The sequence below is a fragment of the Pseudomonas sp. AP3_22 TE3818 genome, assembly GCF_053628995.1.
Window position 1 is genome coordinate 922,542 of the sequence record NZ_JBRJHL010000001.1, and the last position, 23,523, is coordinate 946,064.

The following is a 23,523-nucleotide window of genomic DNA, read 5'->3' on the forward strand; positions in this document are numbered from 1 at the left end:
TGCCATCAACGCCGGGTCAACATCACCCCGGATTCCATGTGATGGGTCCACGGGAACTGGTCGAACATCGCACACCGGCTGATGCGGTGGGTGTCGTGCAGTTGGGCGATGTTGGCAGCCAGGGTCTGCGGATTGCAGGAGATGTACAGGATGTTGTCGAAGCGTCGGGTCAACTCGCAGGTGTCCGGGTCCATGCCGGCGCGGGGCGGGTCGACGAACACGCTGCCGAACTCGTAGCTCTTGAGGTCGATGCCGTGCAGGCGGCGGAACGGACGCACTTCGTTCAGGGCTTCGGTCAGCTCTTCGGCGGACAAGCGCACAAGGGTGACGTTATCCACCGCGTTTTCGCTGAGATTGCTCAGCGCCGCGTTGACCGAGGTCTTGCTGATTTCGGTGGCCAGCACTTTGCGCACGCGGGTGGCGAGCGGCAGGGTGAAGTTGCCGTTGCCGCAATACAGTTCCAGCAAATCATCGGAGCGATCGCCAAGCGCATCGTATGCCCAGTTGAGCATCTTCTGGTTCACCGTACCGTTGGGCTGGGTGAACGCGCCTTCCGGCTGGCGGTAGCTGAAGGTGCGGCCGCCGACGTCCAGTCGCTCGACCACGTAATCGTGACCGATGACTTCGCGCTTGCCCTTGGAGCGGCCGATGATGCTGACGTTCAGGTCCGTCGCCAGTTTCGCAGCCGCCGCGTGCCAGTGCTCGTCCAGCGGGCGGTGATAGCACAGAGTGATCATTGCGTCGCCGGCCAACGTGGTCAGGAATTCCACCTGGAACAGCTTGTGGCTCAGAGGCGCACTGGCTTGCCACGCTGCCTTGAGCTGCGGCATCAACTGGTTGATGCGCAGGCTGGCGATCGGGAACTCTTCGATCAGGATGGGCGTGCGTTTGTCTTCCTGGGAAAACATCGCGTAATGCCGTTCGCCGGCCTCGCGCCACAGGCGGAACTCGGCGCGCAGGCGGAAGTTTTTCAGCGGCGAATCGAAAACGGCCGGCTCGGGTGCATCGAACGGGGCCAGCAGGTCACGCAAACGCGTGACCTTTTCTTCGAGTTGAACGGCATAGGCCTGGGAATCAAAAGTCATGCGTTGAACCAACCCAGCTTGATCACGAACAGAATCGACAGGATTACCAGCGCCGGGTTCAGCTCACGGCCACGACCGGACATCAACTTGATGGCGGTCCAGGAAATGAAACCGAAGGCGATGCCATTGGCGATGGAATAGGTGAACGGCATCGCCAGCGCGGTGATCACCACGGGCGCGGCAACGGTGATGTCGTCCCAGTCTATTTCGGCCAGGCCGGATGTCATCAGCACGGCGACGAACAGCAGGGCCGGTGCAGTGGCGAAGGCAGGAACACTGGCGGCCAGTGGCGAGAAGAACAGCGCCAGCAGGAACAGGATCGCGACAACAACGGCGGTCAGGCCGGTGCGGCCACCGGCACTCACGCCAGCGGCGGATTCGATGTAGCTGGTGGTGGTCGAGGTGCCCAGCAGGGAACCGGCCATGGCCGCGGTGCTGTCAGCGATCAGCGCACGGCCCATTTTCGGCATGTGGCCGTCCTTGCCCATCAGGCCGGCGCGCTTGGCGACGCCGATCAAAGTTCCGGAGTTATCGAACAGGTCGACGAACAGGAAGGCGAAGATCACGCTGACCAGACCGATGTCCAGTGCACCCTTGATATCCAGTTGCAGGAAGGTCGGGGCCAGCGACGGTGGCATCGACATCACGCCGCCGAACGGGGTGAAGCCCATCACGATCGAAACGATGGTCACCACCAGAATGCCGATCAGCACCGCGCCGCGCACGGCAAGGGCTTCAAGCGCGACGATCAGGGCAAAACCGAGGGTGGCGAGGATCGGAGCCGGTTGTTTCAGGTCACCGAGGCCGACCATGGTCGCCGGGTTGCTGACCACGATACCGGCGTTGTGCAGGGCGATCAGCGCCAGGAACAGGCCGATACCGGCAGCAATGGCCGAACGCAGTGGCAACGGGATGCTGTTGATGATCCATTCACGGATGCGGAAGATCGACAGCAGGAAGAAGCACACTGCCGAGATGAACACCGCGCCGAGCGCCACTTGCCAGGTATGGCCCATGTGCAGGACCACGGTGTAGGTAAAGAAGGCGTTCAGGCCCATGCCCGGTGCGAGGGCGATCGGGTAGTTGGCGATCAGGCCCATGGTCGTCGAGCCGATGGCAGCTGCCAGACAGGTGGCGACAAACACCGCGCCCTTGTCCATACCGGTCTCGCCGAGGATGCTCGGGTTGACGAACAGAATGTAGGCCATGGCCAAAAAGGTCGTGACGCCCGCCAGAATCTCGGTCCGCACGTTGGTGTTGTGTGCCTTGAGTTGAAACAGCCTTTCCAGCATGTCTGCTCCCCGTGGCGCGCCGGGCGCCGTGAATGTATCGACCTCAACAGCAAAGCACAGGCAGCAGAACGCGCCTGGAAATTACTGTGGGCCGGAAAAAGCCGCGCATCATACCAGTAGCTTGGGCATATGGCTGCTTATGGCGGTGATCGTCGTCGATGTTTTGCGACAAAGCCAAGTACGCCATACTGCGCGCTGGTTTTTCGGGGGGGAAAGGACTGCATGAAAAGGCGTCTGGTTAGCGTGTTCGGCGTATTGATAGCCTTGCTTCTTGGGGCGCAAACGGCCACGGCGGCATCGGCCCCGCCATTGAGTCAATTGAAAGTGCTCAAAGTCGCTTCGCCGTCCTGTGGCGTTGAAAACATCGACGAAGGGCAAACCCGGACGCGCTGCGATCACAATGGCCCGAACATCACGGTGTACGTGCTGGAAGTGGGTTACGGGCGTGAGGCCCAGGTCGCCATCGACGGTTTTGAGGTGAACGGTACGCGTACGCCGGTCTGCGCGTTCAAGAACGGCAACCTGACCAGTTGCACCCCCGGGGAAAAAACCGTCGGCTATTTGTATGCACTCGATCTGGCTGGCAAACAGGAAGGCACTCTGACCTTCAGCAATACCTCGATCAATGCGCCCGGCAATACGATGTCGACACAGCTTTACATCCAGTAGCCACATGTCTCGAACAAGGCGCGGGAAAGCTGACTACGCTTAAAAGATCACTCCGTGGACAGTACCCGATGACCTTTAGAGCCTTGATTGCCCTCGCCGAGGGGACCGATGACCTGCAGACCGTGACCCTGATCGACGTACTGCGCCGCGCCAAGGTAGAAGTGGTGGTGGCCAGTATCGAAGGGCGGCGCATGCTCACTTGCGCCCGCGGCACTCGGCTGACGTCCGATGCCATGCTGGTGGACTTGCTGGCGCAGCCTTTCGACCTGATTGCCTTGCCGGGTGGCGCGGTGGGGGCGCAGCACTTGGCCGCCCACCAACCCCTGCAACAATTGATCAAGGATCAGGCGGCAGCCGGTCGCTTGTTCGCCGGCATCGCCGAAGCGCCCGCCGTGGCGCTGCAAGCCTTTGGCGTTTTGCGTCAAAGGCGCATGACCTGCCTGCCATCGGCCAGCCATCAACTGTTGGGCTGTAACTTCGTCGATCAACCGGTAGTGGTCGATGGCAACTGCATCACCGCCCAGGGCTCGGCTGGCGCATTGGCATTTGCCCTGGCGCTGGTGGAGCAACTCTGCGGCAAAGCCACACGTGCGGCGGTGGCGGGGGAGTTGTTGGTGTAGCCCGCTTAGACTTTCGCCTCTTGCTTCTCTTCATCTTTAGCCACGTGCATGCGATCGCGGCTGGCCAGGGTCGGGAACAGTTTGACCCACACCCCGGTCACCACCAGCGTGCCGATCCCGCCCATTACCACGGCTGGCACGGTGCCGAACCAGTGGGCCGTCAGGCCCGATTCGAATTCGCCCAACTGGTTCGAGGCACCGATGAACAGACCGTTCACGGCGCTGACCCGGCCGCGCATTTCGTCCGGGGTTTCCAGTTGTACGAACGAGGCGCGGATCACCATGCTGATCATGTCTGCCGCGCCCAACACCACCAACACCGCCAAGGAAAACCAGAACGAGGTCGACAGGCCGAAGGCGATGGTTGCCACGCCGAAGATGCCCACGGCGGTGAACATCACCCGCCCGACGTTGCGCTCCACGGCAAACCGCGCCAGGAACAGCGACATCAGCAGCGCACCCACTGCCGGTGCGGAGCGCAACAAGCCCAGCCCCCACGGTCCGGTCAGCAGAATGTCCTTGGCGAACACCGGCAGCAGTGCCGTGGCACCCCCCAATAGCACCGCGAACAGATCGAGGGAGATCGCCCCGAGAATGTCTGGACGACTGCGGATGAAGCGGATGCCTGCGAGCAGTGAATCCAGCGTGGCCTTGCCCTTGTTCAGCGGCGTCTGCCGGGCCGGCAGGTTGAGCATCAGCGAACAGGCGATGACATACAGCAGCACCGTCGGGCCATACACCCAGACGCTGCCGAAGGCGTAGAGCAAACCGCCAAGGGCCGGGGCGACGATGGTGGCTGATTGCTGGGCCGATTGTGCGGCGGCCACGGCCCGGGGAAACAGCGCGCTGGGCACGATACTGGGCAGCAGGGCCTGGGTGGTCGGCATTTCAAAGGAACGCGCGGCACCGAGCAGGAAGGCCAGGATAAAGATCATTTCCCGAGTGACATGGTCGGTCGCGCTGCCGATGGCCAGCGACAGGGCGATCAATGCCTGCAGGGACTGGCAGATCGCCGCGACCTTGCGCCGGTCATAGCGGTCGGCGACGTGCCCGGTGTGCAGCATGAACAGCACGCGCGGGGCGAATTCGACCAGGCCGACCAGACCCAGGTCGAGCACATTGCCGGTCAATTGATACAGGTTCCAGCCGATGGCCACGGTGAGCATCTGGAAGCCGCTGGCGGTAAAGATCCGGGCCAGCCAGAACGCGAGAAAAGGGCGATGGTGACGTAACAGCAAGGGCTCTTGGCTGGGCATCTGCGGGGAAATCTGGGGAGAGGGGAGCAGCGAGATTATCACCAACCTGTAACAGAAGGTTGCCATGACAAAAAATTTAGTTAGCCAGACATCGATTTTCCTGTGGGAGCGGGCTTGCTCGCGAAGGGGACATCAGCTTCAACATCAATGTTGACTGACACTCAGCCTTCGCGAGCAAGCCCGCTCCCACAGGAAATGTATTTCAGCTCGTGACCAAGGCCATGAGGCAACTTGTCACGCGGCAAAAGACCACGCGGTTCATCCCCGAAATTGGGACTACTCTTTCAACGTTGATTGATCCAGATCAAAACCCACAAAAGGAATTGATCCGGCGGCCGCAAGGCCAGACTCCCTGCGTTGTGATGCGTGCAAAAAAAGAACAAACAGAGATTCGCCACACTCCATATCCGTGGGGGCCGTGGGTGCAGGCTTCCAGCCAGCAGCCGTACTACCTGACAGAGGAAGACTTATGTTCGGTTTAGAGGCACTTGATCTCGCCCGAATTCAGTTCGCGTTCACCATCTCGTTCCACATCCTGTTTCCGGCCATCACCATCGGCCTGGCGAGTTACCTGGCGGTACTCGAAGGCCTGTGGTTGAAAACCCATAACGACACCTACCGTGACCTCTACCATTTCTGGTCGAAGATCTTTGCCGTCAACTTCGGCATGGGCGTGGTTTCCGGCCTGGTCATGGCCTATCAGTTCGGTACTAACTGGAGCCGCTTCTCGGACTTCGCCGGATCGGTTACCGGGCCGTTGCTGACCTATGAAGTGCTCACGGCGTTCTTCCTCGAGGCGGGGTTCCTGGGGGTTATGCTGTTTGGCTGGAACAAGGTCGGGCGCGGCCTGCACTTCTTCGCCACCGTGATGGTGGCCATCGGTACGTTGATCTCGACCTTCTGGATTCTCGCCTCCAACAGCTGGATGCAGACCCCGCAGGGCTTCGAGATCGTCAACGGGCAAGTCATACCCACCGACTGGCTGGCAGTGATCTTCAACCCGTCGTTCCCGTATCGCCTGATGCACATGGCCACGGCGGCGTTCGTAGCCACGGCCTTCTTCGTGGGTGCCTCGGCGGCCTGGCATTTGCTGCGCGGCAAGGACAACCCGGCGATCCGCAAAATGCTCTCGATGGCGATGTGGATGGCGTTGATCGTCGCGCCGATCCAGGCGGTCATCGGCGACTTCCACGGCCTCAATACACTTGAGCATCAGCCGGCGAAAATCGCCGCGATCGAGGGGCACTGGGAAAACAAGGGTAACGAGGCAACGCCGCTGATCCTGTTCGGTTGGCCGGACATGAAGGAGGAAAAAACCAAGTTCGCCGTCGAGATCCCGTACCTGGGCAGCCTGATCCTGACTCACTCGCTGGACAAGCAAGTCCCGGCGCTCAAGGAGTTCCCGCCTGAAGACCGGCCAAATTCGAGCATTGTGTTCTGGTCGTTCCGGATCATGGTGGGCCTGGGCATGCTGATGGTCTTCACCGGCTTGTGGAGCCTGTGGCTGCGCAAGCGCGACACCCTCTACACCTCGCGGCCGTTCCTGTACCTGGCGTTGTGGATGGGGCCGTCAGGCCTGATTGCGATCCTCGCCGGCTGGTTCACCACCGAAATCGGCCGTCAGCCGTGGGTGGTCTACGGCCTGATGCGCACGGCGGATGCGTCGTCCAACCATAGCGTCATGCAGATGAGCATCACCCTGATCCTGTTCGTCGTGGTGTATTTCGCCCTGTTTGGCGCCGGACTTGGCTACATGATGCGCCTGGTGCGCAAGGGGCCGAAGATCGACGAAGGCAAGGAAACCAACGACGGTGGCCCCGGGCAGAAACGCACACCGGCCCGTCCGCTGTCCGCCGCCGACGATGATCACACCGATGCCGGCCACAGCCTGACCAAGGAGATTTGAATCATGGGTATTGATCTTCCGCTGATCTGGGCCGTGATCATCATCTTCGGCATCATGATGTACGTGGTCATGGACGGTTTTGACCTGGGCATCGGCATTCTTTTCCCGTTCATTCCGGGCAAGACCGATCGCGATGTGATGATGAACACCGTCGCCCCGGTCTGGGACGGCAACGAGACCTGGCTGGTGTTGGGGGGCGCGGCGTTGTTCGGCGCATTTCCGCTGGCCTATTCGGTGGTGCTCTCGGCGTTGTACCTGCCGCTGATCCTGATGTTGATCGGGCTGATCTTCCGCGGCGTAGCCTTCGAGTTCCGCTTCAAGGCCAGGGACGACAAGCGCCACCTGTGGGACAAGGCGTTCATCGGTGGCTCGGTCACCGCGACGTTCTTCCAGGGTGTAGCACTCGGCGCGTTCATCGATGGGCTGCCGGTGGTCAATCGGCAGTTCGCCGGTGGATCACTGGACTGGCTGACACCGTTCACGATGTTCTGTGGCGCGGCGCTGGTGGTGGCCTATGCGTTGCTCGGTTGCACCTGGCTGATCATGAAGACCGAAGGCAAGTTGCAGGAGCAGATGCATGACCTGGCACGGCCATTGGCCTTTGTACTGCTGGCGGTGATCGGCATCGTCAGCATCTGGACTCCGTTGGCCCACGCGGAAATTGCCGCACGCTGGTTCAGCATGCCGAATCTGTTCTGGTTCATGCCGGTGCCGATTCTGGTGCTGGTGACGATGTACGGCTTGATCCGCGCCGTGGCCCGCAACGCGCACTACACGCCGTTCCTGTTGACCCTGGTGCTGATCTTCCTCGGTTACAGCGGCTTGGGCATCAGCCTGTGGCCGAACATCATCCCGCCGTCGATCTCGATCTGGGATGCCGCCGCGCCGCCGCAAAGCCAGGGTTTCATGCTGGTGGGCACGCTGTTCATCATCCCGTTCATCCTGGGCTACACCTTCTGGAGCTACTACGTGTTCCGCGGCAAGGTCACCCATGAAGACGGTTACCACTAGCCCTGTTGTGGGAGCGGGCTTGCTCGCGATGGCGTCGGATGCGACGCCATCAATCTTGAAGAGGATTGACGTTATGGCTGCCAAACATTCCCTGCACGACATTGAAGAAGCCGAAAAAAAACCGCTGTGGCAGCGGCTTGGCTGGTTGGCCCTGATCTGGGTCGGCAGCGTGGGCGCCTTGTTCATCGTCGCCAGCTTGATGCGTCTGTTCATGAACGCGGCCGGCCTGACGACGCACTGACATCTCCCCCGCAGCCTCAAGGCGCGGATTTACAACCCTCCGACCGGAGGGTTTTTTTTTGCCTGTTACTTTCGCGCCTTGAGAATCACGAATTTCGGATTGGCTGCCACTTGCTCGACGCCACGGAACAAACGCGCCAGCTTGCTGTGGTAACCCAGGTGACGATTGCCGACGATGTACAGCGCGCCGCCCACAACCAGCGCTTCGCGTGCTTGCTGGAACATCCGCCAGGCCAGGAAGTCGCCCACGACCTGTTGCTGGTGAAATGGCGGATTGCACAGCACCACGTCAAGCGATTGCGGTTCCTGGCCGGCTAGGCCATCGCCGGCACGCACGATCACTTCCCGTTCACCCAACGCTGCGTGCCAGTTCTCGGCGGCCGATTGCACGGCCATGAACGATTCGTCCACCAGCGTGTAGTGGGCCTCGGGGTTTTGCAGAGCGCTGGCGATGGCCAGGACACCGTTGCCGCAACCGAGATCGGCGACCCGCGCCGAGCCAAGGTTTTTCGGCAGGTGTGGCAAAAACGCCCGGGTACCGATGTCCAGGCCTTCGCGGCAAAACACATTGGCGTGGTTGAGCAGTTCGATAGCCGGTTCGTCGAGTCTGTACCGCGTCGGGTAAGGCGACACAACCGGGGTTTTGTCTTCTGCCGCGGCAATCAATAAACGCGCCTTCTTCACCGCCAGCGAGGCTTGTACGGGGCCGATGTAGCGCTCCAGCAAGTCGCCCGCCGCCCGGGGCAGGTGCTTGATCATGGCCGCGGCAATCACTTGGGCGCCAGGTGCCAGTTGCCCTTGCAGGCGGATCAGTTGCTCTTCCAGCAATGCCAGGGTTTTCGGTACGCGGATCAGCACGCAGTCGAATGGCCCGACAGGGGCCTCGCTGGCGGGGACGCTCGGTACCGCATCAAACGCCAGGCCGTTGCGCACCAGGTTCTTTTCCAGACCCTGCAAGGCCAGGAACGAATCACCGCTGCTGACCACCCGCACCTTGCCCGCCAGGCTGGCCGCCAACGCGCCGAAACTGTCGTTGAGCACCAATACCCGCATCTCGGCCGCTGGCTGCTGCTCGGCCAGATAATTGAGCAGGTATTCATCAGCCGCGTCGAAAGCTTGCAACGGTTCGTTCTGCTGTTCTGGCTGGCGTATCAGGTCGAGGCTGGCGAAGGATGTTTCGAGCAAAGGCATGGGGCGGGGCTCTGGGTAATCAACGGATGTCCCGCTGACCTAAGGCGTTGGTGCGGGCGGAGCCGTCCGAGTGTACTGCGTCGTGAAGGTCTACACGCCATCACTCAGGAGGGACCGCAAATGGTACGTTTTTTTTGATCGGATTACTCGCAGGTTTTCCTGCAGTCGGGCGCTTTCAGATGGCTCCGGACCGGTTCGCGGCCATGACTGCCGCCATCTTGTTGTTGACGCCGAGCTTTTCGATAGCCCTGTGCACATGAAAGTTGACCGTGCGTTCACTCAAATTGAGGATCCTGGCAATTTCATAGGCCGTCTTGCCATCGGCCGACAGTTTCAAGACTTCGAGCTCCCGCCGTGACAAGGAGGGAACCTGAAGGCGAGCCGGTTTTTTCGGTTGCATTCCGATCGCCAACGCGTGCAGGTGGCGACTGATGAACACCGAGAATCCAAGATTCTCGTACAGCTCATAGGCTGAAATCGGGCAATGACTTCGGGCCAGGCTGAGAATGCTGCGCAGACCGCTTTCTTCATCGTGGATTGCTTGCGACCAGCCATGCGCCAAGCCTTGCTGTTGCAGCAGTTGCCATAACCACGGGGTTGCGCCGAAGAGCTCTTTGCTCCAGAGCACGGGTAGCATGGAGTGATTGCAATAGGCCGCTACGGGGTCAATCTCGCGGGCATTGTTTTGTTCATACTGTGTGTTCCAGTCGTGTGGATAGTTGTTCAGGTTGACGGGGCAGCAATCAGTGTGACTGTTGGCTGAAATGGTTGAAAAGGCACAAAATTTATATCCAAGGTTCCTGACGAAATTCAGTGATATTCGATAGGCCGTATTAATGTCCTGTGTTTGAGAAAGCAGTTGAAGCTGTGACTCCTTCCAGATTTCCATATACGGGGTCTCCAACAGTGTTTTCGGAGGGGGCTGATTTTGGATCCGAGATCCGGCACGTGACGGAGTGTAGGACATATCCGACAATTGTAGTTCGACGATTTTGCTCTTTTGACTGCTGAAAAAGTGTATGCCAGGTTCTTAAACCGTGTGTGAAATATTAAATGCCATGTGTCATTTTAAGTTGGCTGGTGTTTCTCACATCGAATAATCAATAAGTTACAAATGCAATAACACTACAAAATGTCTGTGTTTATGCTGCCGTCTTTGCGGGACACTGAGGTATCTATTGATTGGAGCCTTCCATGTCCGTCAGCGAAGAAAAATTTACCCGTCAGACCTTGCTCGAGGTTCATCCGTTGACCCCGAACCTGTTTACCCTGCGGGCCACGCGGGATGCGGGGTTTCGTTTTCGGGCGGGGCAGTTTGCCCGGTTGGGCGTCACCAGGGCTGATGGCAGCACGGTATGGCGCGCCTACTCCATGGTGTCCTCGCCCTTTGACGAATTTCTCGAGTTCTTTTCCATTGTTGTGCCGGGCGGTGAGTTCACCAGCGAGCTCAGCCGGCTGGTCGTTGGAGACAAATTGCTGGTCGACCGCCAGGCCTTTGGCTACCTGACGCCGGACCGTTTTATCGATGGGCGAGATCTATGGCTGTTATCCACCGGGACCGGCGTGGCGCCGTTCCTGTCGATACTGCAGGACTTCGACGTCTGGGAGCGATTCGAGCGGATTATCCTGGTCTATAGCGTTCGGGAAGCCCGGGAACTGGCTTATCAGGAACTGGTCGCGGGGCTGACGCAACGTGACTATCTGGCCGAGTACGCGCACAAACTGCAATTCATCACCACGGTCACTCGTGAACAGCATCCTGGCTCATTGAACGGGCGGATCACCACACTGATTGAAAGCGGCGAACTGGAGCGCACCGCGGGTGTTGCGCTGACGCCTGAACACTCACGGGTCATGCTGTGCGGCAATCCGCAGATGATCGATGACACGCGCAAGCTGCTTAAACAGCGGGACATGCACTTGAACCTCAGCCGGCGACCCGGTCAGGTGGCGGTGGAAAACTTCTGGTAAAAAAAACGGCGCCTCGAAGGCGCCGTTTTTATGCGGGAGCGGTCAAGGCCGGTTGTTCTGGGCCTTGAGCAAGTCGCGGATCTCGCCCAGCAACTCCTCTTCCTTGGTGGGAACCGGCGGCAGGCTCGGAGCCACAGCCTCTTCGCGCTTCAGGCGGTTGATGGCCTTGACGCCCACGAAGATCGCGAGGGCGACGATGATGAAGTCGATGATGGTCTGGATGAATTTGCCATAGGCCAGCACCACCGGCGGAGTCGCACCCTCGGCTGCCTTGAGCGTAATGGCCAGATCACTGAAGTCCACGCCTCCGATCAGCATGCCGATTGGCGGCATGACCAGGTCACCGACAAACGATGTGACGATCTTGCCGAAGGCTGCGCCGATGATGATGCCGACGGCCATGTCGACCACGTTGCCTTTGACCGCGAAGGCCTTGAACTCGTTTAGCACGCCCATAGGTTATTTCCTTGTTACAGATGAGGTTGATGAACGCATTGTAAATCAGCCAATCGCATTCTGCTCGAATCAACGGCCTGTCGTGCTTGCCAGCAATCGATCCGGGTGGTCATGGAGAACTCATCGGTTGATCTCATTTGTGGGCCGGCCAGCCCTTCTGCGGTGGTTCGCTTTCGGCTTTTTTTAAGCAATATGACTTCGCTGTGTGAGCGAATCAGATTGAAGGGCCATCCTTGAGTTGGGGTGTTGAAATTGTTCGAGTGGTTTTTTAACAAAAAGATTTGTATTGAAAATTGATTGAGGTTGCAATGCTGTTAACTGTTTCGTTAGTTTGGGGGCTGTTTTGTTTGGGCGTTTTTGAAGTTATGCATCGGGTGTATAAATGAACAAAGCTTGTATAGGTTTTTAAGGGGGTAGTTAGCGCATTACAAGTGTTTGTTGAGTGTGCTGGGTGAAAACTTATACACGGTTTTTTTCGCGGTCGTACTTCAAAAAGTACGAACGGATTATGGCTATTTGAAATCATCCAGGAGGCTGCAAAATATCTGGCCGCACTCGCGTGCCTCAGCTGAGCTATCATCGCGTTTTTTTCCGGGAGTTCCGATGGCCAAGGCCAAGCGCATGTACGGCTGCACCGAGTGCGGCTCAACCTTCCCCAAATGGGCCGGCCAGTGCGGTGAATGCGGGGCCTGGAACACGCTCACCGAAACCATGGTGGAAAGCGGCGGGGCAGCTGCCCCCAGCGGTCGTACCGGCTGGGCCGGCCAGCAGGCGCAGATCAAGACACTGGCTGAAGTCAGTGTCGAAGAAGTTCCTCGCTTCTCCACCGCTTCCAGCGAGCTCGACCGGGTTCTGGGTGGTGGTCTGGTGGATGGCTCGGTGGTGCTGATCGGTGGCGATCCGGGCATCGGCAAGTCGACCATTCTGTTGCAAACATTGTGCAACCTCGCCAAGAGCATGCCGGCGCTGTACGTCACCGGTGAAGAATCCCAGCAGCAAGTGGCCATGCGTGCACGACGCCTGGGGTTGCCTCAGGATCAACTGCGGGTCATGACCGAAACCTGCATCGAAGCCATCATTGCCACGGCCCGTCAGGAAAAGCCCAGGGTGATGGTGATCGACTCGATCCAGACGATCTTTACCGAGCAACTGCAATCGGCACCGGGTGGTGTATCCCAGGTGCGTGAAAGTGCGGCGTTGCTGGTGCGTTATGCCAAGCAGAGCGGTACGGCGATTTTCCTGGTGGGTCACGTCACCAAGGAAGGCGCGCTGGCGGGCCCTCGGGTTCTGGAGCACATGGTCGACACTGTGCTGTATTTCGAAGGCGAGTCCGACGGGCGCCTGCGTCTGCTGCGGGCGGTGAAGAACCGTTTCGGTGCAGTCAATGAACTGGGCGTGTTTGGCATGACCGACAAGGGCCTGAAAGAAGTCTCCAACCCTTCGGCGATTTTTCTGACCCGCGCCCAGGAAGAAGTGCCCGGCAGTGTGGTCATGGCGACATGGGAAGGCACGCGGCCGATGTTGGTGGAGGTACAGGCGCTGGTGGACGACAGTCATTTGGCCAACCCGCGGCGGGTCACGCTGGGGCTGGATCAAAACCGGCTGGCGATGTTGCTGGCGGTGCTGCACCGTCATGGTGGCATTCCGACTCACGACCAGGACGTGTTTCTCAACGTGGTCGGCGGGGTCAAGGTGCTCGAAACGGCGTCCGACCTGGCATTGATGGCAGCGGTGATGTCCAGTTTGCGCAACCGGCCGCTGCCTCACGATCTGCTGGTGTTCGGTGAAGTGGGGCTTTCCGGTGAGGTGCGACCGGTGCCGAGCGGTCAGGAGCGTTTGAAAGAAGCTGCCAAGCACGGCTTCAAGCGGGCCATCGTGCCCAAGGGCAATGCGCCGAAAGAGGCGCCGGCAGGGTTGCAGATTATTGCGGTCACTCGCCTGGAACAGGCACTCGATGCGTTGTTCGAATAGTTTCGGGTTAATACACCGCCGCACCCACATTGAATAGATGACAGGCTGTCAAACTTCGATCAGGGCACCCAGTTCGCGCTCCAACTCTTCTGGATCAGCCAGGTTGAGCTCGATCAGCCGCCGCAGCCGTTCTATGGATTCCAGACTGATGTGCAGGCAGACAAAGCCGAGTTGGCCATGGTCATCGTGGGTCAGTCGCGCATCCATGGTGATGTCGACGTCTTCGCTCAGATGAATGTCGATCAGAAAATCCTGCTGCGGATTGCCCAGCCACGGATCGGGTCGCTCGATCAGCAACCCCTTGAGCGACAGGTCAATCAACTTCACCGGCCAGGTGAGTTCGCCCTGACTCAAGTCGGTTCGGGCATCGAACGCAATACGTTTGAAGCGGCGACGTTCGGCAGGGTGCTCGCTCATGGCACGATCCTCGTAGATGTACGCTGACTATAGACCTGCATTCTTCAAGGCTGCCAGCGCTGGCAGGTGTCCAGACCTATGTCGGGGTATGGCCTTTGCCGTCAGGAGCGCTAAACTCGGGGTGGCTGTCTTTCTTGTCCACTCTGGCTGGAATAATAAAATGAAAAATAATAATAGCCCGCTACGCCATCTGCCCTGGCTGGTGCTGGCAATCGTAGGTGCGTGCGCCCTGGGTGTCGTGGCATTGCGCCGAGGCGAGGCAATCAATGCCTTGTGGATTGTGGTCGCTGCCGTGGCCATCTACCTCGTTGCCTACCGCTACTACAGTCTGTTCATCGCCAACAGTGTCATGCAACTCGATGCGCGACGGGCCACTCCCGCCGTGATCAACAATGACGGTCTGGATTACGTTCCGACCAATAAACACATCCTCTTCGGTCACCACTTCGCGGCCATCGCTGGCGCGGGACCGTTGGTCGGCCCGGTGCTGGCGGCGCAGATGGGCTACCTGCCCGGTACGCTGTGGCTGATCGCCGGCGTGGTGCTGGCCGGCTCGGTGCAGGATTTCATGGTCCTGTTCATGTCCACCCGCCGCAACGGCCGCTCCCTGGGCGACATGGTCCGTGAAGAGATGGGCCGCATCCCCGGCACCATCGCGCTGTTCGGTTGCTTCCTGATCATGATCATCATCCTCGCGGTGCTGGCGCTGATCGTGGTCAAGGCCCTGGCCGAGAGCCCTTGGGGCATTTTCACGGTAATGGCGACCATCCCGATCGCGATGTTCATGGGCATCTACATGCGCTACATCCGCCCGGGCCGCATCGGTGAAATCTCGGTGATCGGCGTGCTGTTGCTGCTCGGTTCGATCTGGCTCGGTGGGCAGATTGCCGCGGATCCGGTGTGGGCCAAGGCGTTCAGCTTTACTGGTGTAGAAATTACCTGGATGCTGATCGGTTACGGTTTTGTCGCGGCGGTGTTGCCGGTGTGGCTGATCCTGGCGCCCCGTGACTACCTGTCGACCTTCCTGAAAATCGGCACCATCGTCGCCCTGGCCATCGGCATCCTGGTGACCATGCCCGAGCTGAAAATGCCGGCCCTGACCCAGTTCATCGACGGCACCGGCCCGGTGTGGAAGGGCGGTCTGTTCCCGTTCCTGTTCATCACCATCGCCTGTGGCGCAGTGTCGGGGTTCCACGCGCTGATCTCCTCCGGGACCACACCGAAACTGCTGGATAACGAAACCAATGCCCGCTACATCGGTTACGGCGGCATGCTGATGGAATCCTTCGTGGCCATCATGGCAATAGTCGCCGCGTCGGTGATCGAGCCGGGCGTGTACTTCGCCATGAACAGTCCGGCGGCCGTGGTCGGCGGTGATGTGGTGGCCGTTGCGACAGCCGTCAGTAACTGGGGCTTCGCCATTACCCCGGAAGCGTTGCAAGCGGTGGCCCATGACATTGGTGAAACCACCATCCTGGCCCGTGCCGGTGGTGCGCCGACCCTGGCGGTGGGGATCGCGCAGATCCTGCACAGTGTTCTGCCGGGTGAGAACACCATGGCGTTCTGGTACCACTTCGCGATCCTGTTCGAAGCGCTGTTCATCCTGACCGCGGTCGACGCTGGCACCCGTGCCGGACGCTTCATGCTCCAGGACCTGCTCGGCTCGTTCGTGCCGGCCCTGCGCCGCACCGAATCCTGGACCGCCAACCTGATCGCCACCGCCGGTTGCGTGGCCATGTGGGGTTATCTGCTGTACCAGGGCGTGATCGATCCGCTGGGCGGCATCAACACCTTGTGGCCGCTGTTCGGTATCTCCAACCAGATGCTGGCCGGTATTGCGTTGATGCTCGGCACCGTGGTGCTGATCAAGATGAAGCGTCAGCGCTACATTTGGGTGACCCTGGTGCCAGCCACGTGGTTGCTGATTTGCACCACCACCGCCGGCTTCATCAAGCTGTTCGACGCCAACCCGGCGATCGGCTTCCTGTCTCTGGCGAAAAAATACAGCGATGCATTGGCTAACGGCCAGATCCTCGCCCCGGCCAAGGACATCACGCAGATGCAGCACGTGATCTTCAACGCCTATACCAACGCAACGCTGACTGCGCTGTTCCTGTTCGTGGTGTTCAGCATCCTGTTCTATGCGCTCAAGGTCGGTATTTCCGCCTGGGGCAGCAAAGAGCGCACGGATAAAGAAGCGCCATTCCAGGCTCTGCCGGAAGCGTGATCGAGGATTTTCATCATGTTCAATGACTTGAGTCGCCTGGGTAAATACCTCGGTCAGGCCGCGCGCCTGATGGTCGGCATGCCCGACTACGACAACTACGTCGAGCACATGCAGAGCAAGCACCCGGACAAACCGGTGATGAGCTACGAGATGTTCTTCCGCGAACGTCAGGAAGCCCGTTACGGTGGCAAGGGCGGGCCGAAGTGCTGTTGATCCGGCGTTCGGATTAACGGCAATCCCTGTGGGAGCGGGCTTGCTCGCGAAAGCGGTGTGTCATTCAACATTCATGTCGATTGACACAACCCCTTCGCGAGCAAGCCCGCTCCCACATTTGTTCTGTGTTGTGTTTTCATCTTGTGAAAAAGGAGATCCCGTTTGTCCTCCCCCATCCCGGTCACGATCCTCAGCGGCTTCCTCGGCGCCGGCAAGACCACCCTGTTGCGCCACCTGCTCAAGGCCGAGCACGGCCTGAAAATCGCCGTGATCGAGAACGAATTCAGCGACGCCGGTATCGACACCCAATTGTTGGGTGATGAACCGGTCCAAGTGATGACACTCTCCAACGGCTGCGTCTGCTGCACCATCCATACCGACCTGACCAAGGCGCTTTATCTGTTGCTCGAGCGTCTGGACCAGGGCGACATAGCCTTCGACCGCCTGGTGATCGAATGCACCGGACTGGCCGATCCTGCACCCGTGGCGCAAACCTTCTTCATCGATGAGGAACTGCGCGAGCGCTACATCCTCGACGGCATCATCACGCTGGTCGACGCGGCACATGCCGACTCGCACCTGACCCAGACCATCGCCCAGGCGCAGATCGGTTTCGCCGACCGCTTGCTGGTGAGCAAGCGCGATCTGGTAGACGAGCCGACATTCACCGCGTTGAGCGAGCGCCTGACGCGCATCAACCGTCGCGCCCCGATCCGCGTGGTCGACCACGGCAAGATCGACCTGGCCGAATTGCTTGACGTGCGCGGTTTCAATCTCAACGCCGACCTCGGTGGCGGTGTGAGTTTGCGACCGGTCAGCCAGGCACCGTCCATCGATCGTATTTCCAGTCTGGTCCTGCGCACTGAAAAGCCGCTGGATATCGACAAGCTCAGCGAGTTCATGAACGAACTGCTGGAAGAGCATGGCAAGCAGTTGCTGCGTTACAAAGGCGTATTGAACATCCTCGGTGAACCACGGCGCATGGTGTTTCAGGGAGTGCTGAAGCTTTATGGTTTCGACTGGGATACCGAGTGGGCTGAAGACGAAGTGCGCGAGAGCGTGATCGTGTTCATTGCTGACGATTTGCCGGAAGAGAAAATTCGTGAGGGGTTTGCACGGGTGGCGGCGGTCTGAGGTTTTTATGGCGTCTTTGAGGACGCCATCGCGGGCAAGCCCGGCTCCCACAGGTTTCTGGTTGAACACAATGTCTGTGCTCATCCTCGAACACTGTGGGAGCGGGCTTGCCCGCGATGCAATCTAGCCGGCAACACAATGTTCACGGGTTGTATTGAGCAGTGTCTGTTCCAGATGATCCAGATGCCGGTTAATCAGCATGGTCGCTGTCGCAGTATTTCCACGTTCAACAGCATCAACAATCGCCAAATGATCCTGCCAGGCACAACAACTGTGCATCTGCTCCTCACACTGCGCAATCGCCAGCGAAGTCAGTGGGACAAGGCTCTCAAGAAAATGCGCTAGCGGTGCATTTCCCGCCATTTGTGCCAACTGCAAATGAAACTCTCCCGACAAACGAATCGCCCGGCCACGCTCGGCGCATTGACGCTCGTTTTCGACCAGTGTCCGCAGGCGCTTCAAGTCTTGCGCGCACGCACGCTGAGCGGCCAGCCGCAACAGCATGATCTCGGCCAGTCGACGGGCATGCAGTGTCTGCCGAGTCTGCTCGGCATCAGGCTCGGTGACCCGGGGACGATGGTTGGCGCGAAGGAGGATGATGTGCTGATGGGACAGTCGCATCAGCACCTCACGCATGTCGCTGCGCCGGGCACCGAACATCTGTGCAAGGCTTTCTTCCGTAAAGCGACTGGCCGAATGGATGCGCTGTTCGAAAATGGCCTCTAGGACCTGTGAATACAGATCATCCACTGAAGGGCGGACGGGCAGGGTGGCGAGTGTTTGTGGCGAGGCGAGGCTGTTCATGGCCGATCTCCAGTTCGAAGAGGTTTCAACTGCCGAGGTTGTCTTCCGGGATGTTCAGTTCGATACCCATGCGTTGGCCTTCGCGCAGAATGTGCCGGCGCATCTCGGCGCTGGCCTGGGCGCTGTTCTTGCTGCGGATGGCGCGCACCACGGCTTCGTTTTCTTCAAGTCGCTCCGCCAGATGCTCCGGGGAGTTGCGCAACACTTCGGCGCTTTGCTTGAGGGCATTGCTGGTTTGCTGCACCACGCTCTGGAAGATCGGGTTCGACGTCAGCGTGAACAGTTCTTCGTGGAACGCGATGTAGGCGTTTACGCCGGCTTCACTGTCATTGGCCTCCAGGGCCTCGCGCATGTCCATCAGGGTCAGGCGCAGTTGTCCGACTTCCTTGCTGCTGATGGACTGCGCAACGAGGCCGACGATGAATGGCTCAAGGGTGTAGCGCAGTTGCAGCACGTCTTCCAGGCTCGCTGCGGCCACCGCGTTGTCATGGGCCTGGCTGTCGGCGAGATTGGCTTCGAGCACCACCACGCCTTTGCCCGGCATCGAGCGCACCAGTCCGAGGGTTTCCAGAACGATGACGGCTTCACGCAGGCTCGGACGGCTGATCCCCAGTTGTTCGGCCAGTTCACGTTGGCCCGGCAACATTTCGCCGGAGCGCCACTGACCTCGGGCCAAAGCGGCCCGAAGTTTTTCTACCACAGAGTTGACGACGGTTGATGAGGTAATCACTTGTTCGCTCCATGAGCCGTGCCTGCGGTCGGCAGGCACGGTGGTCATTCAGAATTCTTTGGCTGCCGCTTGAGCAACCGGTTTTCTCGGCTGAAAGGTATAACCGGCCTGGCCGGAAAGTACCTTGTTCGCCCGCTGCACATCGATGTCCTTTTCCCAGCGCGCGATGGCCACGGTCGCCACGCAGTTGCCAATCAGGTTGGTCAGCGCCCGGCCGATGCCCATGAACCAGTCCACGGCCAGCACCAGCACCAGACCCACCACCGGAATTGCCGGAATGGCTGTCAGGGTGGCCGCCAGAATCACCAGCGCCGAGCCGGGAATGCCGTGGGCGCCTTTGGATGTGATCAGCGACACCAGCAAAATGGTCAGCAGGTCCGTCATGGCTAACGGCGTACCGGTTGCGTTGGCGATGAACACGATGGCCAGGGTCAGGTAGATCGAGAAGCCGTCGAGGTTGAACGAGTAACCCGTTGGTATCACCAACCCGACCGTCGAACTGCCGATGCCCAGGTGCTCAAGCTTGCGCATGATTTGTGGCAGCACCGCGTCGGACGAAGCGGTGCCCATGACGATCAGCAGTTCTTCGCGCAGGTACTTGAGCAACGGCCACATCTTCAAGCCGGAAAGGCGCATCACCAGGCCGAGAATCAGGGCCACGAAGACAACACAGGTCAGGTAGAAGAGGCCGACCAGACTGCCCAGGTGTTGCAGCGAGTCAAGGCCATATTTACTGGTGGTGAAGGCGATCGCACCGAATACACCGATCGGTGCCAGTCGCACGATCATGCCCATGATGCGGAAGATCACGTGGCTGAGTTCATTGATCAGCCGCGAAATACCCGATGCCGCCTCGCCCACCAGATTCAGGGCACTGCCGAACAACACTGAAAACAGCAGGACCTGCAGGATATTGTTATCGGCAAAGGCACCGATCACCGAAGTCGGGATCAGGTCCATCAAGAACTGCGTAGTGGTGTGCATGTGCTGACTGCGCTGGGCAATATCGCCCATGTCGGCTGCGGAAAGCTGCTCCAGGTGAATGTTCGCGCCGCTGCCGATACCGGTGCTGAAGGCGAACACCAGGCCAATCACCAGGGCGATGGTGGTCAGCACTTCGAAGTAGATCACCGATTTCAGACCGATGCGCCCGACCTTTTTCAGGTCGCCGGCACCGCTGATGCCGCTGACCACCACGCAGAACACGATCAAGCCGATGAGCATCTTGATCAGCTTGATGAAACCGTCGCCGAGGGGTTTGAGTTGGGCGGCGTATTCGGGAAGGGTCAGCCCGCAGACGATGCCGAGCACCAGTCCGAGAACCACTTGGAGGAAGATTGAACGCGAGCACCATCTGAGCATGGGAGGAATCCTGGTCGGTGTCCTGGCTGCCGTGTGCGGGGCACATCAGATTCAGGACTTAATTATTGTGGTCTTACCGGTATGTCCAGTGCAGGCGCAGTCTAGGCGCTGTTTTGTGGAATTCGCAAGCGAAAATTACAGGGCTGGCATTACCGGTCTTACCAGTTGCGTGGAAAGCCCCGACCCTGAGCCTTCTCATATGAAAAAATGCCAGTCGGCTGGGCGGACTGGCATCGGGTGTCACTGCTGGACCTTTGAGAGAGGGTTCACAGCGGGAGGTTTATTGCCTGACGTATTGCACGTTTGCTCAACGTATACCGGGAACGTTGCGCTCAATAATCTGCAGTCTGAAAGATACAAGACTCCCGCCGCGGTTTTGGTCATCAGTGAAAACTGGAAAGGTGGGCGGACCGGCATAAGTGTGAACCGGACGGCGTTGCGGCCCGGTTTCGAGATAGACTTCACTGACGTCGTCTGGAATTTCATCCAGTTTCACAACAACACCGTCACTGTTAACGATACGGAAGTAAGTTGGGTCATCTCCTGTGAACATGCTTAAATTGCGAGGCGACCCTTCCATGCTTGCAGTTCTAGTGAATTGTCCGTCTTCTCCTTTAATCCTGATGGTGTACACATCGTCGTGATAGGTGAATAAGAAAATCTCGGGAATGACACCTTCCCTATAGCTCAGATATTGAGGGTCGTCGTTAAGTATATTTTCATGATGCTCGTGCCACTCACTTCCAATTTCGGGGTCTTCGAGCAGCTTATATATGACCTTTCGGACTTCTGCTACTGGTTTGCCACCGACAAAAAGTTTAGCAGTGAAGGACTGTTGTTTGGCTGGGTCTTGCATGGTCTGAATCTCTTCCATGAGAGTTTGATTTCTATCGTTATTGGATATTTTTGGTTAGGTTGTTTAACTTGCAGTGTATTCAGGATGCAGCAGAGATATTGCGCTGGATGATTTTCAGATCGAAAAACACCAGTCGTCCACCACGCTTTTCGTAGTCGGTAAGGACAGGGAGATTGGGCCAGCTGCCGTAGGTGTGAACTTCCCGGCGTTGTGGCCCGGTATGCAGACGAACGTTGGTGATTTCCTCCGGCAGGTCATTCAGTTTCACGCTTTCACCCATGTTATTGATGATGCGGAAGTAAGTAGGATCATCCCCCTCGAAGACGGACAGGTTTCGCAGTTCACCCTCCATGCTTGCGGTTTTGCTGAATTGACCGTATTCATCTTTGATCTTGATGGTGTAGACATCGTCGTGATAAGCGAAGAGGAATGTTTCGGCAGCTGCATTCTCTCCATGACTTAGCAGGGTGCTTGCGTACAGTTCTGATTTTTTTCGGAGAACTTCCTTGTCCTTTTCTGAGATGTCTGGGGACTTGAGCATTTGTTGAATGACTTCGTCAGCTAGCGCTACTGCGTTGTTGTTGACGAAAAGTTGAGCGATGAATGATTGAGTTTCATCTGTATTTTTCACGATTTATCTCTTCCTTGATGTTGGTTGTTTCGTAAATAGCCTCAAGGGGGAGATTATCATGGGGTTTTTTAATTAATGTGTTATGTGTATTGCAAAATAATAGGGGTAATTGAAACGACAGGCGTAAAAAAACCGGCACAAGTGCCGGTTTTTTAAATGCGATGGAACGGGGCTGATTAAGCGCCGTACACCGGCAGCTTCTTGCAGATGGCCTTGACCTTCTCACGTACGGCGTCGATCACCGCTTCGTTGTTCAGGTCAGCCAGGATGTCGCAGATCCAGCCGGCCAGTTCCTTGCACTCTGCTTCCTTGAAGCCACGAGTGGTCACAGCCGGAGTGCCGAAGCGCAGGCCGGAGGTGACGAACGGGGAGCGTGGATCGTTTGGCACGGAGTTCTTGTTCACGGTGATGAACGCCTTGCCCAGAGCGGCGTCGGCGTCTTTACCGGAGATTTCCTGCTTGATCAGCGACAGCAGGAACAGGTGGTTTTCAGTACCGCCGGAAACCACGTCGAAACCGCGCTCGATGAATACGCTGGCCATGGCCTTGGCGTTTTTCACCACTTGTTGCTGGTATGCCTTGAACTCAGGCTGCAGCGCTTCCTTGAAGCAGATCGCCTTGGCTGCGATCACGTGCTCCAGCGGGCCGCCCTGGGCGCCCGGGAATACCGCGGAGTTCAGTTTCTTCTCGATGTCGGCGTTGGCGCGAGCGAGGATCAGGCCACCACGTGGACCGCGCAGGGTCTTGTGGGTGGTGGTGGTCACGACGTCAGCGAATGGAACCGGGTTCGGGTAGACGCCAGCGGCGACCAGACCGGCCACGTGGGCCATGTCGACGAACAGGTACGCGCCAACCTTGTCGGCGATTGCACGGAAGCGCGGGAAGTCGAGGATCTGCGAGTAGGCAGAGAAACCGGCCACGATCATTTTCGGCTTGTGCTCAACGGCCAGGCGCTCGACTTCGTCGTAGTCGATCAGGCCATTGGCGTCGATGCCGTACTGGATGGCGTTGTACAGCTTGCCCGAGGACGAAACGCTGGCACCGTGGGTCAGGTGACCGCCATGGGCCAGGCTCATGCCCAGGATGGTGTCGCCAGCGGACAGCAGGGCCAGGTAAACGGCGCTGTTGGCTTGCGAGCCGGCATGCGGCTGAACGTTGGCGTAGTCGGCACCGAACAGCTCTTTGGCTCGATCAATAGCAAGCTGCTCGACGATGTCGACGTACTCGCAACCACCGTAGTAGCGCTTGCCCGGGTAGCCTTCGGCGTACTTGTTGGTCAGTACCGAGCCTTGAGCTTCCATCACAGCAGGGCTGGTGTAGTTTTCCGAAGCGATCAGCTCAATGTGCTCTTCCTGGCGCTGAGCTTCTTGCTCCATGGCGGCAAAGAGATCGGCGTCGTACTTGGCAATAGTCAAATCACGGCTGAACATGGCGGTCCTCAAGGATCGGGGGCGGAAAAGGGGGGCATTCTAACCCAATGG

The 23,523-nt window shown here is 58.7% G+C and carries 23 protein-coding genes; 10 read left to right on the plus strand and 13 right to left on the minus strand.

From position 1 onward, the window contains the following. Nucleotides 1–5: 5 nt before the first annotated feature. Complete coding sequence (gene trmA, locus AB7M25_RS04415; RefSeq protein WP_429383830.1) at nt 6–1,085, minus strand: tRNA (uridine(54)-C5)-methyltransferase TrmA; 1,080 nt, start codon at nt 1,083–1,085, stop codon at nt 6–8. Next, a complete protein-coding gene (locus tag AB7M25_RS04420) occupies nt 1,082–2,377 on the minus strand; it encodes an NCS2 family permease (protein WP_046041744.1) in 1,296 nt (431 codons plus the stop codon). The genes trmA and AB7M25_RS04420 overlap by 4 nt, the downstream gene beginning before the upstream one ends. A gap of 222 nt (nt 2,378–2,599) precedes the next feature. On the opposite strand from AB7M25_RS04420, the gene AB7M25_RS04425 reads away from it, so the two are divergent. Together AB7M25_RS04425 and AB7M25_RS04430 are read left to right on the plus strand one after the other, a co-directional pair. Beyond that, a complete protein-coding gene (locus AB7M25_RS04425) occupies nt 2,600–3,046 on the plus strand; it encodes a DUF4879 domain-containing protein (protein WP_454237016.1) in 447 nt (148 codons plus the stop codon). A 68-nt stretch (nt 3,047–3,114) separates the two neighbouring features. Continuing rightward, a complete protein-coding gene (locus tag AB7M25_RS04430) occupies nt 3,115–3,666 on the plus strand; it encodes a DJ-1 family glyoxalase III (RefSeq protein WP_429383824.1) in 552 nt (183 codons plus the stop codon). Nucleotides 3,667–3,671: 5 nt separating this feature from the next. Here AB7M25_RS04430 and AB7M25_RS04435 read toward each other — a convergent pair whose 3' ends face one another. After that, a complete protein-coding gene (locus AB7M25_RS04435; protein ID WP_007975778.1) occupies nt 3,672–4,922 on the minus strand; it encodes an MFS transporter in 1,251 nt (416 codons plus the stop codon). Nucleotides 4,923–5,391: 469 nt separating this feature from the next. Between AB7M25_RS04435 and AB7M25_RS04440 the strand changes: the two genes are divergently transcribed. The 3 genes from AB7M25_RS04440 to AB7M25_RS04450 all read left to right on the plus strand — a co-directional run bounded on the left by AB7M25_RS04440 (nt 5,392) and on the right by AB7M25_RS04450 (nt 8,080). Then, entirely contained in the window at nt 5,392–6,828 is a 1,437-nt protein-coding gene (locus AB7M25_RS04440; RefSeq protein WP_454237017.1) for a cytochrome ubiquinol oxidase subunit I, read from the plus strand. 3 nt (nt 6,829–6,831) lie between these two features. Next, nucleotides 6,832–7,839, plus strand: a complete 1,008-nt coding sequence (gene cydB / locus AB7M25_RS04445) for a cytochrome d ubiquinol oxidase subunit II (protein ID WP_429383818.1) — start codon at nt 6,832–6,834, stop codon at nt 7,837–7,839. Nucleotides 7,840–7,912: 73 nt separating this feature from the next. Then, a complete protein-coding gene (locus tag AB7M25_RS04450) occupies nt 7,913–8,080 on the plus strand; it encodes a DUF2474 domain-containing protein (protein WP_007975773.1) in 168 nt (55 codons plus the stop codon). Nucleotides 8,081–8,145: 65 nt separating this feature from the next. On the opposite strand, the gene AB7M25_RS04455 is transcribed toward AB7M25_RS04450, so the two are convergent. Both AB7M25_RS04455 and AB7M25_RS04460 read right to left on the minus strand, forming a co-directional pair. Beyond that, complete coding sequence (locus AB7M25_RS04455) at nt 8,146–9,270, minus strand: methyltransferase (RefSeq protein ID WP_429519629.1); 1,125 nt, start codon at nt 9,268–9,270, stop codon at nt 8,146–8,148. A gap of 175 nt (nt 9,271–9,445) precedes the next feature. Further along, nucleotides 9,446–10,159, minus strand: coding sequence for a LuxR C-terminal-related transcriptional regulator (locus AB7M25_RS04460; RefSeq protein ID WP_454237018.1), 714 nt, complete (start codon nt 10,157–10,159; stop codon nt 9,446–9,448). A 305-nt stretch (nt 10,160–10,464) separates the two neighbouring features. Between AB7M25_RS04460 and AB7M25_RS04465 the strand changes: the two genes are divergently transcribed. Further along, nucleotides 10,465–11,241, plus strand: coding sequence for a ferredoxin--NADP reductase (locus tag AB7M25_RS04465; RefSeq protein ID WP_454237019.1), 777 nt, complete (start codon nt 10,465–10,467; stop codon nt 11,239–11,241). A 42-nt stretch (nt 11,242–11,283) separates the two neighbouring features. Here AB7M25_RS04465 and mscL read toward each other — a convergent pair whose 3' ends face one another. Then, entirely contained in the window at nt 11,284–11,697 is a 414-nt protein-coding gene (gene mscL / locus AB7M25_RS04470; RefSeq protein ID WP_104451379.1) for a large-conductance mechanosensitive channel protein MscL, read from the minus strand. Nucleotides 11,698–12,300: 603 nt separating this feature from the next. Between mscL and radA the strand changes: the two genes are divergently transcribed. Further along, on the plus strand, nt 12,301–13,668 hold the full coding sequence (gene radA / locus AB7M25_RS04475) for a DNA repair protein RadA (RefSeq protein ID WP_104451380.1): 1,368 nt from the start codon (nt 12,301–12,303) through the stop codon (nt 13,666–13,668). Between the two features lie 48 nt (nt 13,669–13,716). Here the strand turns inward: radA and AB7M25_RS04480 are convergent, their stop codons facing one another. Further along, nucleotides 13,717–14,085 carry a PilZ domain-containing protein gene (locus AB7M25_RS04480; RefSeq protein WP_429383810.1) on the minus strand — a complete coding sequence of 123 codons (369 nt, stop codon included), beginning with the start codon at nt 14,083–14,085 and terminating at the stop codon, nt 13,717–13,719. Between the two features lie 160 nt (nt 14,086–14,245). Between AB7M25_RS04480 and AB7M25_RS04485 the strand changes: the two genes are divergently transcribed. The 3 genes from AB7M25_RS04485 (at nt 14,246) to yjiA (ending at nt 17,659) form a co-directional block, all read left to right on the plus strand. After that, nucleotides 14,246–16,312 (plus strand): carbon starvation CstA family protein, encoded by a 2,067-nt coding sequence (locus AB7M25_RS04485; RefSeq protein WP_429561297.1) that lies wholly within the window; start codon nt 14,246–14,248, stop codon nt 16,310–16,312. Between the two features lie 15 nt (nt 16,313–16,327). Then, nucleotides 16,328–16,525: a YbdD/YjiX family protein gene (locus tag AB7M25_RS04490; RefSeq protein WP_008052036.1), complete on the plus strand. Its 198-nt coding sequence runs from the start codon at nt 16,328–16,330 to the stop codon at nt 16,523–16,525. A 162-nt stretch (nt 16,526–16,687) separates the two neighbouring features. Continuing rightward, the gene (gene yjiA / locus AB7M25_RS04495; RefSeq protein WP_429518994.1) at nt 16,688–17,659 is read left to right on the plus strand and encodes a GTPase; all 972 of its coding nucleotides are present in this window, start codon (nt 16,688–16,690) and stop codon (nt 17,657–17,659) included. A 123-nt stretch (nt 17,660–17,782) separates the two neighbouring features. On the opposite strand, the gene AB7M25_RS04500 is transcribed toward yjiA, so the two are convergent. The 6 genes from AB7M25_RS04500 to glyA form a co-directional block, all read right to left on the minus strand. Next, entirely contained in the window at nt 17,783–18,463 is a 681-nt protein-coding gene (locus AB7M25_RS04500) for a GntR family transcriptional regulator (protein WP_454237020.1), read from the minus strand. Between the two features lie 25 nt (nt 18,464–18,488). Further along, nucleotides 18,489–19,193, minus strand: a complete 705-nt coding sequence (locus AB7M25_RS04505; protein ID WP_041475084.1) for a FadR/GntR family transcriptional regulator — start codon at nt 19,191–19,193, stop codon at nt 18,489–18,491. Nucleotides 19,194–19,241: 48 nt separating this feature from the next. Continuing rightward, nucleotides 19,242–20,555 carry a C4-dicarboxylate transporter DctA gene (locus AB7M25_RS04510; protein ID WP_454237021.1) on the minus strand — a complete coding sequence of 438 codons (1,314 nt, stop codon included), beginning with the start codon at nt 20,553–20,555 and terminating at the stop codon, nt 19,242–19,244. 307 nt (nt 20,556–20,862) lie between these two features. Beyond that, a complete protein-coding gene (locus tag AB7M25_RS04515; protein ID WP_429383800.1) occupies nt 20,863–21,429 on the minus strand; it encodes a hypothetical protein in 567 nt (188 codons plus the stop codon). A 61-nt stretch (nt 21,430–21,490) separates the two neighbouring features. Continuing rightward, nucleotides 21,491–22,042, minus strand: coding sequence for a hypothetical protein (locus AB7M25_RS04520; RefSeq protein WP_429383798.1), 552 nt, complete (start codon nt 22,040–22,042; stop codon nt 21,491–21,493). A 176-nt stretch (nt 22,043–22,218) separates the two neighbouring features. Further along, on the minus strand, nt 22,219–23,472 hold the full coding sequence (gene glyA / locus AB7M25_RS04525) for a serine hydroxymethyltransferase (protein ID WP_429383796.1): 1,254 nt from the start codon (nt 23,470–23,472) through the stop codon (nt 22,219–22,221). Between the last annotated feature and the right edge of the window lie 51 nt (nt 23,473–23,523).

Excerpts from the sequence above, each read along its gene's own strand:
- trmA (WP_429383830.1), bottom strand. The coding sequence starts at position 1,085 with ATGACTTTTGATTCCCAGGCCTATGCCGTTCAACTCGAAGAAAAGGTC.
- AB7M25_RS04420 (WP_046041744.1), bottom strand. The coding sequence starts at position 2,377 with ATGCTGGAAAGGCTGTTTCAACTCAAGGCACACAACACCAACGTGCGG.
- AB7M25_RS04425 (WP_454237016.1), top strand. The coding sequence starts at position 2,600 with ATGAAAAGGCGTCTGGTTAGCGTGTTCGGCGTATTGATAGCCTTGCTT.
- AB7M25_RS04430 (WP_429383824.1), top strand. The coding sequence starts at position 3,115 with ATGACCTTTAGAGCCTTGATTGCCCTCGCCGAGGGGACCGATGACCTG.
- AB7M25_RS04435 (WP_007975778.1), bottom strand. The coding sequence starts at position 4,922 with ATGCCCAGCCAAGAGCCCTTGCTGTTACGTCACCATCGCCCTTTTCTC.
- AB7M25_RS04440 (WP_454237017.1), top strand. The coding sequence starts at position 5,392 with ATGTTCGGTTTAGAGGCACTTGATCTCGCCCGAATTCAGTTCGCGTTC.
- cydB (WP_429383818.1), top strand. The coding sequence starts at position 6,832 with ATGGGTATTGATCTTCCGCTGATCTGGGCCGTGATCATCATCTTCGGC.
- AB7M25_RS04450 (WP_007975773.1), top strand. The coding sequence starts at position 7,913 with ATGGCTGCCAAACATTCCCTGCACGACATTGAAGAAGCCGAAAAAAAA.
- AB7M25_RS04455 (WP_429519629.1), bottom strand. The coding sequence starts at position 9,270 with ATGCCTTTGCTCGAAACATCCTTCGCCAGCCTCGACCTGATACGCCAG.
- AB7M25_RS04460 (WP_454237018.1), bottom strand. The coding sequence starts at position 10,159 with ATGGAAATCTGGAAGGAGTCACAGCTTCAACTGCTTTCTCAAACACAG.
- AB7M25_RS04465 (WP_454237019.1), top strand. The coding sequence starts at position 10,465 with ATGTCCGTCAGCGAAGAAAAATTTACCCGTCAGACCTTGCTCGAGGTT.
- mscL (WP_104451379.1), bottom strand. The coding sequence starts at position 11,697 with ATGGGCGTGCTAAACGAGTTCAAGGCCTTCGCGGTCAAAGGCAACGTG.
- radA (WP_104451380.1), top strand. The coding sequence starts at position 12,301 with ATGGCCAAGGCCAAGCGCATGTACGGCTGCACCGAGTGCGGCTCAACC.
- AB7M25_RS04480 (WP_429383810.1), bottom strand. The coding sequence starts at position 14,085 with ATGAGCGAGCACCCTGCCGAACGTCGCCGCTTCAAACGTATTGCGTTC.
- AB7M25_RS04485 (WP_429561297.1), top strand. The coding sequence starts at position 14,246 with ATGAAAAATAATAATAGCCCGCTACGCCATCTGCCCTGGCTGGTGCTG.
- AB7M25_RS04490 (WP_008052036.1), top strand. The coding sequence starts at position 16,328 with ATGTTCAATGACTTGAGTCGCCTGGGTAAATACCTCGGTCAGGCCGCG.
- AB7M25_RS04500 (WP_454237020.1), bottom strand. The coding sequence starts at position 18,463 with ATGAACAGCCTCGCCTCGCCACAAACACTCGCCACCCTGCCCGTCCGC.
- AB7M25_RS04510 (WP_454237021.1), bottom strand. The coding sequence starts at position 20,555 with ATGCTCAGATGGTGCTCGCGTTCAATCTTCCTCCAAGTGGTTCTCGGA.
- AB7M25_RS04515 (WP_429383800.1), bottom strand. The coding sequence starts at position 21,429 with ATGGAAGAGATTCAGACCATGCAAGACCCAGCCAAACAACAGTCCTTC.
- glyA (WP_429383796.1), bottom strand. The coding sequence starts at position 23,472 with ATGTTCAGCCGTGATTTGACTATTGCCAAGTACGACGCCGATCTCTTT.